General features: G+C 75.2%; 10 protein-coding genes. 9 read left to right on the top strand and 1 reads right to left on the bottom strand.

From position 1 onward, the window contains the following. Nucleotides 1–175 precede the first annotated feature (175 nt). From WMF43_RS36435 to WMF43_RS36455, 5 genes are all read left to right on the top strand, one after another. Nucleotides 176–937, top strand: coding sequence for a GDSL-type esterase/lipase family protein (locus WMF43_RS36435; RefSeq protein ID WP_437671874.1), 762 nt, complete (start codon nt 176–178; stop codon nt 935–937). A gap of 109 nt (nt 938–1,046) precedes the next feature. Beyond that, entirely contained in the window at nt 1,047–2,546 is a 1,500-nt protein-coding gene (locus WMF43_RS36440; RefSeq protein WP_437671876.1) for a sigma 54-interacting transcriptional regulator, read from the top strand. Between the two features lie 523 nt (nt 2,547–3,069). Continuing rightward, the gene (locus tag WMF43_RS36445) at nt 3,070–3,312 is read left to right on the top strand and encodes a hypothetical protein (RefSeq protein ID WP_437671878.1); all 243 of its coding nucleotides are present in this window, start codon (nt 3,070–3,072) and stop codon (nt 3,310–3,312) included. A 762-nt stretch (nt 3,313–4,074) separates the two neighbouring features. Then, a complete protein-coding gene (locus tag WMF43_RS36450; RefSeq protein WP_437671880.1) occupies nt 4,075–5,460 on the top strand; it encodes a PEGA domain-containing protein in 1,386 nt (461 codons plus the stop codon). Further along, nucleotides 5,450–7,069, top strand: a complete 1,620-nt coding sequence (locus WMF43_RS36455; protein ID WP_437671881.1) for a Kelch repeat-containing protein — start codon at nt 5,450–5,452, stop codon at nt 7,067–7,069. The genes WMF43_RS36450 and WMF43_RS36455 overlap by 11 nt, the downstream gene beginning before the upstream one ends. On the opposite strand, the gene WMF43_RS36460 is transcribed toward WMF43_RS36455, so the two are convergent. Next, complete coding sequence (locus tag WMF43_RS36460; RefSeq protein WP_437671883.1) at nt 6,957–9,956, bottom strand: nSTAND1 domain-containing NTPase; 3,000 nt, start codon at nt 9,954–9,956, stop codon at nt 6,957–6,959. The two genes, WMF43_RS36455 and WMF43_RS36460, sit on opposite strands and share 113 nt — an antisense overlap. A 176-nt stretch (nt 9,957–10,132) precedes the next feature. Here WMF43_RS36460 and WMF43_RS36465 point away from each other — a divergent pair, with 176 nt between their 5' ends. The 4 genes from WMF43_RS36465 to WMF43_RS36480 all read left to right on the top strand — a co-directional run bounded on the left by WMF43_RS36465 (nt 10,133) and on the right by WMF43_RS36480 (nt 16,033). Then, on the top strand, nt 10,133–10,474 hold the full coding sequence (locus WMF43_RS36465; protein WP_437671885.1) for a hypothetical protein: 342 nt from the start codon (nt 10,133–10,135) through the stop codon (nt 10,472–10,474). A gap of 180 nt (nt 10,475–10,654) precedes the next feature. After that, entirely contained in the window at nt 10,655–11,659 is a 1,005-nt protein-coding gene (locus WMF43_RS36470; RefSeq protein ID WP_437671887.1) for a YihY/virulence factor BrkB family protein, read from the top strand. Between the two features lie 193 nt (nt 11,660–11,852). Continuing rightward, nucleotides 11,853–13,766: an ATP-binding protein gene (locus WMF43_RS36475; RefSeq protein ID WP_437671889.1), complete on the top strand. Its 1,914-nt coding sequence runs from the start codon at nt 11,853–11,855 to the stop codon at nt 13,764–13,766. Continuing rightward, complete coding sequence (locus WMF43_RS36480; RefSeq protein WP_437671891.1) at nt 13,763–16,033, top strand: ATP-binding protein; 2,271 nt, start codon at nt 13,763–13,765, stop codon at nt 16,031–16,033. The genes WMF43_RS36475 and WMF43_RS36480 overlap by 4 nt, the downstream gene beginning before the upstream one ends. Nucleotides 16,034–16,221: the final 188 nt, after the last annotated feature.

The following is a 16,221-nucleotide window of genomic DNA, read 5'->3' on the forward strand; positions in this document are numbered from 1 at the left end:
ATCGTGCAGCGCGCGCCCGCCACCCCGCGCGTCCCCGCGGTGACAGGGGCGCGTTTCCCCGCGGTGACAGGGCCTCTCGCCGGCGTCACCGGGCGTGGCACGCAGCCTGCCATGACACCGCCCGAGCCCGTCATCGCTCCTTCTTTCACGCTCCCAGGCTCACGGAGGTCCCTCGATGCTGCGTACATCCATCCGCTCTCTCTTCATCGCCCTCGCCTGTCTGGCTGCCTTCGCGCTCTCGCCGGCGTCCGCTCGGGCCACGTGCCGCATCGAGCCGTTCGGCGACTCGATCACCCGGGGTGTCGGCTCCGCCGTGGGAGGCTATCGCTACACCCTCGTCGAGTGGCCCCCGCTCGTCGGGGGCAGCCCGCTGTCGATCCAGATGGTCGGAGCGCAGATCGACACGACCTTTCCCGGGCTCGTCGCGGAGAACCAGCACTACCACTCCGCGATGTCAGGCTGGCGTAACGACCAGCTCGCCGCGGCGGCCGCGAGCCTGCCCCCCTATCCCGTCTTCCCGGAGTACCTGCCCCCGAACATCGTCCTCGTGCACGCCGGCACCAACGACATCCACCAGGGCGCCAGCGCCAGCAGCGCCGCTTACTGGCTCCAGCAGCTGCTCGTCGCCCTCTCCGTGAAGTACCCGACCGCGAAGATCGTCGTCGCCAAGATCATCCCCTTCGGGCCTCAGCTGGAGCACGTCATCAGGAACCAGGTCGTGCTGCAGTACAACGGCGCCATCCCCGGGATCGTGAATAACCTCAACGCCTTCTATCCGCAGAGCAACCCGAAGTTCTTCATCGCCGACATGCACGCTGGTTTCCCCACGAACCACCTCTGGTCCGACGGGATCCACCCGAACGACTACGGCTATTACGAGATGGGGGTGCGCTGGAGCATGTCGATCCAGGCCATCGCCGGCCTGGCGGGCTGCTGAGCGGGCGCCGCGCGGGGGCGCCCCCGTCGGGGCGCCCCGTCGCCGGACGCCCGGGAAGAGCCTCGCGGCCGTCGCGCCCGGCTCCTCGTTCGAAGGTATGCTCGCCCGGGTGAGCATCGCCCCTCGCTCCCCCCGCCCGAGCGCTCCTCCAGCGCCCCTGCCCAGGGCGGCCGTCCCCCCGCTCACGCTCGCCGTGTTCGCGGGGGACGAGCTCGTCGTCCACGCCCTGCCGCGCGAGGGCCACGTCTCCATCGGCCGCTCCAGCGAGAACGACATCTGGATCAACCACCCGTCCGTGTCGCGCCGCCACGCCGTGCTGCACCTCGATCCGCCGCTCCGGCTCGAAGACCTGGGCGGCGCCAACGGCACCTACGTCCGCAGCGCGCGGGCGACCATCGCCCCCGGGGAGGAGACGCACCCGCTCCAGCCGATCTCGCGGAAGACGGTCGAGGTCGCGGTGGGCGACAGCATCACCCTCGGCACCGCGATGCTCGCCATCCGCCGCGATCCGGGCGAGGCGGCCGCCGGCCAGCCGTCCCCGGCGCGCCGCGCGGGCGCGGAGATCGTCGTGCTCGCCCCCGTCATGCAGGCGCTCCATCAGCAGGTCGACCTGGTCAGCAAGAGCCTGATCAGCGTCCTTTTGCTCGGCGAGACGGGCGTGGGCAAGGAGGTCCTCGCCCGGGCGATCCACGACAGCTCGCCGCGCGCGTCGAGGCCGCTCTTGGCGCTCAACTGCGCGGCGCTCTCGGAGTCGCTGCTCGAGAGCGAGCTCTTCGGGCACGAGAAGGGCGCGTTCACCGGGGCCATCGAGGCCCGGCCGGGGCTGTTCGAGTCGGCCGCCGGCGGCACGGTGTTCCTCGACGAGGTGGGAGAGCTGCCCATGCCCACGCAGGTCAAGCTCCTGCGGGTGATCGAGGCGCGGCAGGTGCTGCGCGTGGGCGGGCGCGCGCCGCGCAGCATCGACGTGCGCTTCGTCTCGGCCACGAACCGGGACCTCGAGGCGGAGGTCGCTCGGGGCACTTTCCGGCAGGACCTGTTCTTCCGCTTGAACGGCGTCGCGCTGACGATCCCGCCGCTCCGCGAGCGCGTCGCGGAGATCGGCCCGCTCGCCGAGGCCTTCGCGGTCAGCGCCTGCCGGCTGATGGACCGCCCGCGGCCACCCCTGCTCTCCGCCGCCGTGCGCGCCGCGCTCGAGCGCTACCCGTGGCCGGGCAACGTCCGGGAGCTGCGCCACGTCATCGAGCGCGCCGTGGTGCTCTGCGCGGGGGAGACGCTGCTCCTCGAGCACCTGCCCGAGAAGCTGAGGGCCGGGGGAGAGCGGAGGCCAGCGCCCGGCGCGACGGGAGCCGGCGGCGCGGCCGTCGCCGGCGCGGCCGTCGCCAGCGCGGCCATCGCCAGCGCGGCCGTCGCCAGCGCGGCCATCGCCGGCGTGGCGCGCGACCGGGAGCGGCTCGACGCAGAGGCGCGCGAGCGCGAGCGGATCATCGCCGCCCTCGAGGCCTGCGGAGGCAACCAGACCCACGCCGCCGCGCAGCTCGGGATCTCGCGGCGCACGCTCATCAACCGGCTCGAGGCCTTCCACCTCCCGCGGCCGAGGAAGAGGAGCTGAGGCCTGTCCCTGAACGCTGACCGGGCACCAGGCAAGCGAGCAGCCGCCATCGGGCTCGGCCGACCTGTGCCGCGGTGGAGGTCGTCACGCCGATGATCGGGTCGGCCGGTGCGGCTCGGGGTCGGCCTGAACCGTCCCCGAGGTCCAGCGATCGCGCTTTCTGGCCGGGCGAACCGGATCGGCGCCTAGTTCCGAGCGCCACAAGTCTGGCCAGGGATCCCGAGAGATTTCAACGCAAAGGCGCAAAGACGCAAACCAGAATTTTCTCTGTATTTTTGCGCCTTTGCGTTGAAATCTCTCTTCTCTCGCCGTGATCCCTGCCAAGTCTTCTAACAGGCGGGACTAGCCGAGGGCGTCGTGGGCCACGCGCTCGGAAGATCGGGTCTGGAGACCGCGATCGGCGGTCTCGAGGTCGCGCGACGGGCTCAGGGCCCACCTCGCGACCCGCGAGGCGAGGTGCACTGGACCCCCTTTGCAGAGGGCCGCTCTCGTGCCACGGTGAGCCGTGGAGGACGAGAGCGCGATGAGCACGGCAGCCAAGCAGAAGATCATCGAGGCGCTTGAGGAGCTCCCTGGGGACAGCCTCGCAGCCGTCGCAGAGTTCGTCGATTTCCTTCGTGCCAAGGCGCTCACCCAGCCCGGCGCCTCAGGTACCGGGCGCCCCGTGACACTTGGGGGACTGTGGAAAGGCTACAGCTTCTCTGAAGAGGGCATTGACGCGGCGCGCACGGAGGCGTGGAGCGGGCTCGGGAAGGGGCTCGAGTGAGCGATTATGTTACCGACACGCACGCGTTCATCTGGCACCTCACCGGAGACGTGCGCTTGTCAGAGCCGTGCAGGCGCATCTTCGAGGCCGCAGATCGTGGTGAGCTAAAGGTCTGGATCCCCGGAATCGTATTGGTCGAGACGGTCTATCTCGTCGAGAAGGCGCGGTTTCCCATGGACCTCCTCCGACGGATGCTTTCACTCCTGGATCCGCCGAGCCTGGGTTATCAGATTGCCCCGCTCGACGCTGGCCTTGGTCGTGAAGGTCGACCGAGCGCTCGTCCCCGATCTTCCGGATCGCATTGTAGCGGCCACGGCGCTTCAGCGCGAAGCGCCCCTGCTCTCGAAGGATTCAAAAATAATCACTGTCCCCGGGCTGACGGTGGTCTGGTAGGAGCGCTGTCACGCCCGTCTCAGGACGCTGGGAGACGATGTAGCCTAAGCCAGGCCCGAGATGAAGCGCAGGTGACGGGCGAACAGCCCGACCTGGAGCCGGTAGGCCCTCGTGGTGAGCCGGCGATCGACGACGAGCGGGGCGGCTAGTCCTCGAAGGCGCCGGCCCGAGCGCGATCGCGGGGGTCAGCAGAGAGTGCGTCAATCGATGGCTCTGAAGGGACAAGCTTCTCGGCCTGGTCACGGCGCCCTGCGACGAGCGCACGCGCCACGCGCGCCAAGGCCTCCCGCGCAACGCGGCGGAGGCGGAGGGACGCCCCGGTGATGAGGCGCGTGCCGCCCTCCGCCGGGTTCTGTTACCTTCGCCCGCGTGCTCCCCCACAAGGGCGTCCTCGCGCAAGCCCTCGCCGCCGCCCTCGTCGCCGCGGCCACAGAAGAGGTCGCGCTCGCCGCGCCGCCCGCGGAGGCGCCCGGCGCCGACGAGGCGCCCGGCGCCGGCGCGGAGGCGGAGAGGGCGCGCGCCCATTTCGAGCGGGGTGTGGCGCTGCTCCAGGCGAACGACTGGGCCGCCGCCCTCGACGAGTTCCTCCTCTCGCGGCGGCTCTATCCGACGCCCAAGGCGACCAACAACGCCGCTGTCTGTCTGCGCGAGCTCGGGCGCTTCGACGAGGCCCTCGAGATGGTCGAGTCGCTGCTCGCCGGCTTCCCGGCGCTCTCGCCCGAGATGCGGAGCGCCGCAGAGAGCGAGGCCGAACGCCTGCGCGACCTGGTCGGAGCCGTCGCCATCGAGGGCGCCGAGCCCGGCGCGGCGCTCCTCGTCGATGGGCGCCGCCGCGGCGAGCTGCCGCTCCGCGCCCCGCTGCGCCTCAACGCGGGCAGCCACCAGATCCGCGTCCTCAAGCAGGGGTTCGAGCCGTTCGAGGCGACGCTCGAGGTGGCGCCGCGGCAGACGGCGCGCCTCGCGCTGCGCCTGCGCCGGGCGGCCCCCCGCGAGGGCGCGCCCGCGGTGGAATGGCGCAGAGGGGCGCCCGCGCCGGAGCGAGAGGCCCACGCGCCGGCCAGGAGCACGTTCCCCCGCCTCGCGCTCGAGCTCGCAGGCGCGGCGCTCGTCGCCCCGACGTTCGGCGGCGCCGTCGCAGGCGGCTGCGGCGAGGGCTGCTCCCGGCCCCCTGGCCTGGGAGGCTACGGCGTCGTCCGCGGCGGCCTGAAGCTCTCCCCGTCGCTCGGCGTCGGCCTCGCGCTCGGCTACCTCGCGGCCCATCAGACGGTGCGCGGGCGCGCCGCCACGATCCAGCCGGTCGGCCTGGCCCCGATGCCCGGCACGGCGAGCGACACGCTCAAGCTCCGCGGCGCGCTCGCGGGCGCCTGGGCGGGCGTCGCGCTCGGCGAGCGGCCCTCGCTTCACCTGCGCCTCGGGGCCGGCGCCCTGGCCGGCTCGATCGGCGATCGCCGGACGGGCACGTTCTCTTCGCGCACCGGGTCGAGCTACGGCGTCGGGCCGGTGGGTGACGCGCCCGCCGCCACGTTCGTCTACGTCGCCCCGGAGGTCAGGATCGGCCTGTGGTCGGGCGAGCATGCCCAGCTCACGGCGGGGCTCGAGGGGCTCCTCCTCGTGGCGCTGTCACGGCCGAGGTGGAAGGCGACGCGCCTGGTCGACGCGGCCGAGGACGGGGCCGCGACCTTCGCCGGGGACGACCTCGCCGGTCGGGTGCTGCTCGGCTTCGCGCCGGGCGTGGGGGCCTCGTATGTGTTCTGAGCCGGATCGACCCCGGGGGAGCGTGACGGAGATCGGCCACCTCTCTCTGGTCACGCGGCGCGCGGCCGCGCTGGTGCTCCTCGGCGGAGCGCTCGCCGGGTGCGTCGCGGAGCCCGACGCCTCGCCGCCTCCGCGGGGCTCCGGGGGCTCCGATCCGGCGGCGGCGCTCGAGGAAGAGCTCTGGCAGCTGACCGGCTCGATGAGCACCCCCCGCGCCGGTCACACGGCCACGTTGCTTCCGGACGGCCGCGTCCTCATCGCCGGCGGCGGCTCGTGGAAGTCTGAGCCGATCGCCGGCGTGGAGATCTACGATCCGGAGAGCGGCGCCTTCTCGCCCGCTGCGCCGTTGCTCGAGGAACGCGGGATACACACCGCGACGCTGCTCCCGAGCGGCGAGGTCCTGGTGGCCGGGGGCAACCAGTGCGACAGGGGCGGTTCCCTGAACACGGCGGAGCTCTACGATCCGGACCGCGATTCCTGGAGGCCCGCCGCGCCGATGACGAGGGCCCGCGTATGGCACACGGCGACGTTGCTGGAGGACGGTCGCGTGCTGGTGACGGGCGGCGGCGACTGCGCGGCGAGCGAGGTGCTCGTCGCCGCGGAGGTCTACGACTGGACGACCGACACGTGGACGCCCGTCGGCGCGATGAGCACGCCGCACGCGATGCACACCGCGACACGGCTCGATGACGGGCGCGTGCTCGTCGCCGGCGGCGGCATCCCGGTGACGAATGCGACGGAGCTGTACGACCCGGAGACGGGCACCTTCTCGCCGGGGCCCGCGCTGAGCGAGCCGCGCTGGTTCCACACCGCCGGGCTGCTCCGGGACAGCCGCGTGCTCCTGGCCGGCGGAGCGTTGACCGGCGGAGATTTTCCGGCGTACTCCGTCAGCGTCGACGTGTACACCCCGGAGGGTCGCCCCGCGCTCGCGCAGACGGGCTCGCTCCTGATCCACCGCGCCACCGCCGCGAACACCCTGCTCGCGAACGGCGAGGTGCTCGTCGCCGGCGGCACGTACCCGGACATCGAGACCCTGGCCGAGGCGTTCGATCCCGAGGCCGACCGCTGGATCCCTGCCGGCTCGCTGCGGGTCGCGCGTTACCTCGGCACCGCGACGCTGCTCGACGACGGCGCGGTGCTGGTCGCCGGAGGCTTCCCGGCCGCGCCGTTCTGGGTCCCGGAAGATCCCTCCACCTGGGATATGAACGCGAGCGCGGAGCTGTTCCGCCCTCGGAGCGGCGGCGCCTCGTGTGATGGAGCGTTCGTGTGCCGGAGCGGCTCCTGCGTGGACGGCGTCTGCGCCTGCGCCTCCGTCGACGACTGCGCCGCGGGCTCTGTCTGCGACCTCTCGGGGCGGTGCGTCCCGCGGGTGGACGACCAGGATCTGAGCGGCTGCACGTTGCCCTCGGGCGCGCCGCCCGGCGGCGCCGCGGCGTCATGGCCGGCGGCGCTGCTCGCGGCGCTGCTCGCGGCGCGCCGGCGCAGCGCGCGCCGCGCTACCACGTCGTCTCCACATCCAGCGCCGGGCGCGGCGGCTCCGGCGCCGGGCGCGGCGGATCGCTCGCCCGGGCGGGCGGATCGCTCTCTTTCCAGTCCGTCTCCACCCTGAGCCGGGCCGGCGCGCCGGCCGCCGGCGCAGCGCCGGACGGATCGGCCTGGGCTGCCGGCGGAGGCGGCGCGATCGGCGCCCGCGGCGCCCGCATCGGCGCGGGCGGCGCCGCGTCCAGGGGAGCGCCCCGGCCCTGCCGGATCTGCTCCTCCAGCGCGAGCACGGCCTCCTTCGTCGGCGAGTCGGCCAGCTCCCGGAGGAGCTGCGCGATCCTGTCCTGCGCCTGCTGCACGTTCCGGGTCTGCTCCTCGGCGAGCTCCCGGCTCGCCTGCTCCTTGCGCAGCGCCGAGCGGACCTCGGCCTCGCGCGCCCGCACCTCGCGCAGGTACACGAGGCCGAAGCCGGCGACGGCGAGCACGGCCGCGGCGACCGCGCCGGCCCCGAGCAGCGCGGCGCGGCGCTCCGCGCGCCGGCTGGCCTCGAGGAACGCGGCGGCGCGCGGCGGCATGGGGAGGCCTACGCGGCCTCGCAGGGCCTCGCCGAACGCGAGGCGGCGGCCGCGCCAGAGCGGCGCCTCGCGCGGCGCCGCGTGCCATCGCGCCGCGTCCCGGTCGAGCTCCTCGGCGAGCAGCCGATCCTCCCTGGCCTCCGCGACCCAGGCGCGCAGCCTCTCCCACTGGGAGATCAGCGCGTCGTGCGCGAGCGTCACGCCGCCCTCGCCGGCGACGATCAGGCGGGCGCGCTCGAACGCCTCGAGCGCCTCCTCGCCGGCCGGCCCGGCGCTGCGCGCGAGCTCCTCGCGCGCCCGCGTCGCCCGGGTGCCCTGGGGCGTGGTCAGCGAGAGGAGGACCGCCCGCGCCGCCTCCGCCGCGCCGGGGCGCTCCGCGGCGAGCGCGCGCAGCGTCGCGTCGGCGTGCCGCTCCAGCGCGCCGGCGATCCCGCCGATGGCGCGGAGGCCGGCGCGGGTCACCTTCCTGTTCCGCGCGTCGCGCTTGTCCCAGAGCTCGGTGAGCGCGAACTGGACGAGCGGCATGGCGCCCGCGGCCTCCTTCAGCGACGCGGTGAGCTCCTCCTTCAGCGCGTCGTCCTCGAACGAGTACCCGTAGGCGGCGAGCGCCTGCTCGAGGACGGCGACCCAGGTCAGCTCGGAGATCGGCTCGATCAGCACGGAGCCCCGCACGAGCACGTTGCCGAGCGGCCCGAGCGCGAGGAGCGGATCGAGCCAGTCGCGCCGGGCGGTGACCACGGCGCGCACGCCCGGGATCGGGTGCTCGGCGAGGCGGCAGAGGAGCGCGACCGTGAACTCCCGGCCTTCAGGCGAGGCGACGGTCGCGAGCTCCTCGAGCTGATCGAGGAGCAGGACGAGGCCGCGCTCCTCGGCCTGGACCCGCGCGGTGAGCGCCGCGACGATCTCCTCGGGCAGGAGCTCGGGCGCGCGCGGGACGAAGGGCGAGAGCGCGGCGATCACCGCGGCGCGGGGGTCCGCCCCCGGCTCGGCGACGGCGCGGTCCCACCGCGGCGGCCAGGCGCCGAGCGCGCCGTCGCCGACGGCGGGCAGGACGCCGGCGCGGGCGAGGCTGCTCTTGCCGCTGCCCGAGGGGCCCACGAGCGCCACGACGCCCCGGCAGCGCAGCATCTCGACGGCGGCGGCGACCTCGCTCCGCCGGCCGAAGTACACGTCGCGATCGGCCTCGTTGAACCGCCCGAGGCCGCGGAAGGGCCCGACGTCCTCCGGGGGCAGCCTCCGCTCGTCGCCGGCGAGCTCGCCGCGGATCTGCTCGAGCGCGATGGCCACGGGCTCGGCCGAGGCCGGGCGATCGCGGGGGTCCGGCGAGAGCAGCGCGTCGATGAGGCGGGCGAGGGAGCGCGGCGCGTCGGGCGCGACCTCGAGCAGCGGGGGAGGCGGCGCCCGCCCATCGAGGATCTCGCCCGAGAGCGCCGTGCCCTCGGCGGTGGAGATGGCGGCGGGCACGCGGCCGGTGAGGCACTCGAAGAGCATGGCCCCGAGGGCGTAGAGATCGCTCGCGGGCGTCGCGGGCGTGTGCGTGGCGAGGACGACCGGATCCATGTAGCCGAGCGTCCCGCAGATCGGCCCGACGGCCTCGGTCGGCGCGGAGGTCGAGCCAGCGCCCGCGGCGAGGGACGCGGCGAGGGACGCGGCGAGGGCGGTGGAGCCCGCGCCCGCGTCGAGCGTCGCGGCGAGGGCGGTGGAGCCCGCGCCCGCGTCGAGCGTCGCGGCAAGGGCGGTGGAGCCCGCCCCCGCGTCGAGCGTCGCGGCGAGGGCGGCGTCGCTCGGGCGCGCGAGCGCGTAGGGCAGGTCGGCGAGGCGGGCGCGCTCCGCCTTCAGGAGGACCACGGGCGCGCGGCGGATCGGCGCGTCCGCGGCGGCGATCCCGAAGTCGATCAGCTTGTGGACGCCCGCGGCCTCGACGACGTTGGCCGGCTTGACGTCGCGGTGGACGAGTCCGGCGCGGTGGACCGCGGCGAGCGCCGAGGCGATCGCGATCCCGACGGAGAGCGTCTCGGCCACGGAGAGGGGCCCGCGCGCGGCGAGCGTGTGGTCCAGCGAGACGCCGGCGATGTGCTCCATCGCGAGCCCGATCACGCCGAGCTCCTCGTCGACGGGCAGCGCGTAGAAGCGCACGACGCTGGGGTGCTCGACCTGGCAGAGGAGCCGCGCCTCCTCGATGACGGCGCGGCGCCGCTCGGCCGCGGCGGAGCGCGCGGAGCGCGGGCCTGCGCCGTCGGCGTCCGGGCCGGGCGCGTCGAGGGCGAAGAGCTTGACCGCGGCGGTGCGGAGCTCCGTCCCGCCGTAGCGCTCCCTGGCCAGCCAGACGGGCGCGAAGCCGCCGCGGCCGAGCGGCTTGATGAGGAGGAAGGGTCCCAGGCGGCGCTCGGACTCCGGGCGCTGGAGCAGACGGGCGATCGGGGGTGCGACGGGGCTCATCGGGCTCACGTCTCCGGCGGCGGCTCCACCCAGGAGATACGAGGAGCCGCCCGGTTGCACGCGCTTCGAACCGCCCGGGGCCCCGGGCGCTGGTCTGCCGTCGCGCTCGGCGAGGGCGCCGAGCGCGTCGATCGAGCCCGGGCGGCGCGGAGGCCCGCGTGGGCTATGCTCAGGCTGTGCGCGAGCGAGACCCCCACCATGTAGAAATCGACCGGCAGCGGCACGTCGAGTACCGCGATCCGAGCGAGTTCGACCGCATCGCCTTCGCCATGCGCGCGCTGGACCGCCTGCGGCCGAAGCGGATGACGGTGGCCGTCTACCCGGCGACGTCCGCCATGCGCGTCGAGCGCGGGCAGAACCTCCACCACGGCGAAGGGGGCTCGTGGGCGATCGTCGGCATCCCGCCGCACGCGAGCCGCGAGCACATCGCCTACGCCCTCGCCGAGCTCGCCGGCGTCGCGTCGGTGCCCTACGCGGTGCAGAGCCTCCTCGCCGCCGAGCGGAACACCGAGATCTAGGCGCGCCACGCCGCCGTCACGCCGCCGTCACCTCGGCCTTGCGGAGCGCGCTCCGCGCGGTTCACGCCGCACGCCGCACGCCACACGCCGCGCCACACGCCGCCCCCCCGGGGTCGGCGGAACCAGGAACCCGCGGCGGATGGTATTGCGCCCCGCGCGAGAGGGAGCGACGCTGCTCCCGTGACCGCCCAGATCCGGCGACATATCGAGCGCCACCGCGCCGCCAGGGCGGTGTGGAGCGTCATCGTCAGCCTGGATCGCCACAACGCGCCGCGCGCCGCGAGCGCCATGGCCTTCGACGCGTTCCTCAGCCTGATCCCCCTCGCCGCCTTCGCCGGCTACGTGCTCAGCCGGAGCCACGAGTGGTCGGACGTCGTGGTGCGCCCGCTCCTCCAGGCGGCCCCCCCGGACGTCGCGCAGCTCGTGTCGGAGGAGCTCATCCGGCTGTCGCAGTCGTCGGCGGTCGCCCCGATCAGCATCACCGGCTTCCTCTGGATCACGTCCTCCGGGCTCTCGACCGCCATGGGCGTGTTCGACACCATCTACAACATCCGCGAGCGCCCCTGGTACGTGCGCCGCGCCATCGCGGCCGCGTGTGTGATGGCCAGCCTGGCGGTCGTGCCCGTCGTGGCCGGCCTCGGCGTGCTGATCGGCTCGCTCTCGGGCTCGATCGGCGCCCGCATCGTCGCCTTCGCCCTCCCCGCGGGGCTCGTCATCTGCATGGTCGCCGCGTTCTTCCGGATCTCGATCCAGCGGCCGAACGTCGAGCGGCGCCGGATCTTCCCGGGCGCGGTGCTCACCGTGGTGCTCTGGGCGATCGTGTCGACCCTCTTCTCGCTCTACGTGGCCACGCTCGGCCGCTACGCCACGTTCTACGGGAGCCTCGCGACCGTCGCGATCTTCCTCTTCTGGCTGTGGCTGCAGGCGCTCGCGCTGCTCATCGGGGGCGAGCTGAACGCGCGCCTGGAGCGCGAGCGCGCCGGCGTGACGTCGATCCCGCCCCCCGGCAAATGGAGCCCGCTCGCCCTCTCCGAGCTCGCCCAGAGCTCCGAGCTCCCCCAGAGCTCCACGTTGCCCCGCGGCGCCGCGGCGCTGCCCGGCAACGACGCGGGCGGCGAGAACGACGAGGACGACGAGGCGCGCGGCGCCCCGAGCTCGCCGCCGCGGCAGCGCGCCGCAGGGTAACCCCGGCGCCCGGGTCACGGACAGCCCGCTGAAGGACGGACGGTCGACGCCCGACGGCTCGGCTCGGCACGGGCGGTGAAAGCGCCGTCGATCGTTCGCCGCTCGGCGCTCACCGGACGCTCACTCGCACGGTGGGTGCGCGCAGTTCGCGCAGGGGGATGTCGAGGGCGGGCGTCAGGGGGAGCGGTCGAGCGTGCACGCGCACCACGGAGCAGCGGATGACGGGGGCGGCAGCCGGCGCTCCGCGCCTCCGCCGAGAGACGCCGGGCTGTACTTCCTCGGACCGCTGTACGAGCTCGTCGCCGTCGGCCTGCACCGCCCGGCGCTCGAGGCGCTCTGCGCCGGGCAGCGCGAGCTCGCGGATCCGCCGATCGACCACGCCTACCTGCTCAAGATCCTCGACGAGGAGATCTCCCGGCAGTTCGGGCACCCGCTCCGGCCGATCGTCGAGCTCGTGCTCAACGCCGCCGACGCGGCCCGCGCGCCCCAGCCGCTCGTCGACGTCGCCGTCGCCGACGGGCGGGTCGAGGTGTGCGACACGGGCGCGGGCATGGGGCTCAAGGCGATCCTCTCGCGGCTGCTCATCCCGTTTGCGACAGACAAGCGGCCCGGGATCGATCTCGGCCGGTTCGGGGTCGGGTTCTTCTCGGTGCTCGGGTTCGGCCTCGCGCACCCGGAGAGCTTCAGCCTGCACCTCACCACCGGCGACGGCATCGAGGGGTGGGCGATCCGGGTCGTGGCCTGGCCCGGCGCAGGCGAGGCGTATGACGGGGCGGAGCCCGCGCCGGAGGACCGCCCCCGCGGGCGCGGGCGCGCGTCGCCCGAGCTCACCGCCGGCCTGATGTGCTCGGTGCGCCGGATCGCGCCGCTGCTCGGCACGCGCGTGCGCGTCGCGTCGGCGCTGCTCGAGGCGTGCGCCGTCCGCGCGTACCTGCGCGACGCCCTCCACTTCTTCCCCGCGAGCCGCGCCCTCGTGCTGCTCGACGGCGCGGCCGTGAACGACGGCCGGTGGATCTCGGGCGGTCAGCTCCTCGAGGAGCGGGTCGCGCGCCCCGCCGCCGAGGAGCGGGTCGCGCGCCCCGCCGCCGAGGAGCGGGTCGCGCGCCCTCACGGCGGCGCGGCGGACGACGAGGGCGCGCTCCTCGCGCGGTTCCACCTCGGCGGGCGAGGGCTGCTCCCGAGCATCTCGGCGGCCACGTTCCACGCGGGGGTCAAGGTCGACGCGTGCCTCGCCCTCGCGGAGCTCGCGCTCGTCGACTTCCCGGCGGCGGTGGAGCTGACCGAGGGGCGCGACGCGATGAAGGTCGGGCCGGAGTTCACCGCGGTCGCGATCGCGTTCTACCGGCGGCTGATCCAGCGCGCCGCGGCGAGCGGCGAGGGCCGGCGCGCGCGCGATCGGCTCGCCGAGACGGCCGCTCAGATCAGCGCGCTCATGCTGCACTCGGCGGGCTGGGACGAGGTGGCCCTGGACCTCGCGCGCGCCCTGCTCGGCCCGGATCGCTGCATGGTGCCCCCCGAGCGGCGCGAGCCGCTGCTCGGCTTCCTCGGGGCGGGCGTGGCCGAGCGGCTGTTCGTGCCGGAGAGCTTCTGGGCGGAGCGCGAGTGGCAGCCCCACCTGCCCGGCGAGCGCGAGCTCCTCGAGGAGGAGCTCGACTTCGATCCGCCGGAGACGCTCTCGAGCGTCGCGCGGCGCCGGGGCGACCTCGCCGGCCTCCGGCTGCTGCTCGCCCGCGCGGCGAGCCCGCACACGACCATGGTCGCCCTCTGCCGCAGCCGGCCCTCGCCTGGTCGCGGCGCGGGCGAGGGCGCCGCGGCGTCCCCGGGAGCTCCGGGCGCTCCCCCGCCCTCCTGGGCGGCGGGGCCGCGGCCGGCGGGGCCGCTGCCGTGCCTCGGGACGCGCCGGCTCCTGCTCATCCGCGACGACAGCGCGGCCGTCCGGCGGCCCGCGGGCTGGAGCGACTGGTACGCGCTGCGCGCCGCCTTCGACCGGGCCTCCGGCGTGCGCGAGGCCGACCTCGAGCGCGATCTCATCGTCGGCGAGCCGGTCGACGGGGACGCAGGCCCCGCGTCGCACGTCGGCGAAAGGACGTCCGGAGGCGAGCCATGACGCAGATCTCGTACGGTCTCTTCTCGGAGCTGCTCCTCGTGCGCATCCACGGGCGCGCCGAGGTGTACCTCCAGGCGAGCGGCGCGGAGCGGAGCGCGCTCGTCGCCGCCTGCCGCAGCGAGGCCACGGTGCCCGACCTCGCGCAGCGCATCCTCTCGCGCACCATCTACGCGCAGGCGTCGTCGCGGATCGGCCCGCTCCGCGAGCTCCTCCAGAACGCGCTGGACGCCTCGCCGCCCGGCGCCCGCATCGACGTCCGGTCGAGCGAGGACGGCCGCGAGCTCTCGGTCACCGACCACGGCCGCGGGATGACCCGGACCGAGCTCCTCACCGACCTGCTCGTCCCCTTCCGGAGCGGGAAGCAGGGCGATCCCGAGGCGATCGGCGAGCACGGGATCGGCTTCTTCTCGGCGCTCGAGATCGCCCCCTGGATCGAGGTCGTCACGGCGACGCCCGCGGGCGGGCACCGGCTGCTCATCGCGCCGCTCGGCAAGGGGCCGCGCTACGAGGATTTCTCGTGGACGCTCCTGCCCTTGCCGTCCCTCCCGCCGGAGCCGCCGCCCGGCAGCGCGGGCGCGCAGCTGCCGCCGCGCCCGCCGCGCCCGCCGCGCCCGCCGCGCCACAGCCCGACGGGCACCTCGGTGCGGCTCTCGCTCGCGCAGCGGCTCTCGCGGCCGGCGCTCGCCGCGGAGGTGGCGGCGGCGGCGGCGCTCGTCGATCCGACCGCGGCGCGGATCTACGTGGACGGCGCGCTCGTCAACACGGCGCGGGGGCGCCTCCGCCGCGTGGCGGAGGTGCCGCTCCGGCTGCCGCCGTCGGGCGAGCCGGTGGGGGCGCTCGAGCTCCTCGTGGGCCGGGGCGAGGGCATCGCGCCGCAGCTCACGATCACGCAGCGCGGGCTGACCGTGGCGGCGCAGCTCGACCCCTTCCCCGGGCCGGAGCTCGGGCTGCACCGCGAGCTCGCGCGGGCGATCACGGCGGCCGGGTTCGGGCTGGTCGCGGAGCTGCCGCTCGGCGTGCCGCTGAACAAGGGGCGCTCGGCGGTCGCGGCGTCCGCGTCCGAGGCGGTCGCGGCGGCGCTGCTCGCGGCGTTCGAGCGCTTCATCCTGCGCGACGCGCTGTACGACCGCGAGCTCCTGCGCGCGGTGGATCACCGGCTCGCGTCGGTGCTCGATCGGCTCGTGGGCGCGGCGCTGCTCGGCGAGAACATCGCGATCGCCTCGGCCCAGCGGCTCGACGAGCGCGACCCCGCCGCGCGCACGCCCACGGTTGCGGCGCCCGAGCAGGTCATCCGCTTCGCGAACGGGCTGCTCGACGCGCCGCTCTTCCGGTCGCTCGTGGCGCGCGCCGAGGAGGCGCCCGAGGGGGCCGCGGGCGCGGCGGGGGCGGCGACGGGAACGGCGCCGCGCCGCGGCCGGCTCCGCTGGGAGAGCGCGCCGCTCACGCTGCGCGAGCTGCTGGAGGCGCACCGGGCGGGCGTGCTCCGGCCGATGGAGAGCGCCCCGCGCGAGGAGGCGCGGCGCACCGCCCGCTGGCCCGCGGGCGCGGCGCGGGAGGCGGCCGGCGCGCCGCCCGAGGAGCTCGTGTACCTCGCGGTCGACGAGCCGCTCGCGCAGGCGTTCTGGCGGCGCCTCGCGACGCTCGACGGGGGCGGCGCGGCGGCGCAGCAGGCCGCGCCGGGCGCGGCGGCGGCGGCGGCGCGGGCGCCGGGCGCCGGGCCGTGCCCGATGCCCCGGACGTCGCGCGACGTGCTCCTTTCGACGGCCGGCGGCGTGCCCGGTGTCGGCGCCGCCGCGGCGGCCATGGGGATCCTCGAGCGGATCGACGCGGCGATCTCCGCGTCGGCGGACCTGCCGGCGTCGCCGATCTGGGTGCACCAGGACCTCTACGGGCCGGACGAGATGGCGCACACGGACGGCAGCGGCATCAGCGTGAACCTCGCCTCCGGCCGGGTGCGGGCGCTGCTCACGGCGGTGCTCGTGCGCGACGACGCCATCGCCTTCAGCGCGCTCGTCGATCTGCTGCTCCACGAGAAGACGCACGTGTCGCTGGCGAGCTACGTGCCGCGGCCCGCGGCCGAGCACGGCACGAGCTTCTACCGCCGCAAGGACTGGATGCGGCGCCGGCTGCTCGCGGGCATCGCGAGCGGCGCCGTCGCCGATCCGATGCGGTGGCTCACGAGCGCGCGGCGGGGGGTGTCGAGCGCGGCGCTGCCGGCGCCGGCGGAGCTCGCGCGGGCGTTCGAGGGGGCGGCGGCGGCGGCGTGAGGCGCTCGGCTCGCCGGTATCGGTGAGCGAGACCACACTGGCCGCGGTGTTCAGCTCAACCCAGAGGCTGTACGGAGGCGCCGGGCTGAATTGAAATTCAAACCGGAGGCTGTCCGGAGGCCCCGGGCTGAATTGAAATTCAAGCCGGAGGCCCTCCGGAGGCCCGGGCTGAATTGAAATTCAAGCCG

The sequence above is a fragment of the Sorangium sp. So ce131 genome (assembly GCF_051519095.1).
GTDB lineage: Bacteria > Myxococcota_A > Polyangia > Polyangiales > Polyangiaceae > Sorangium.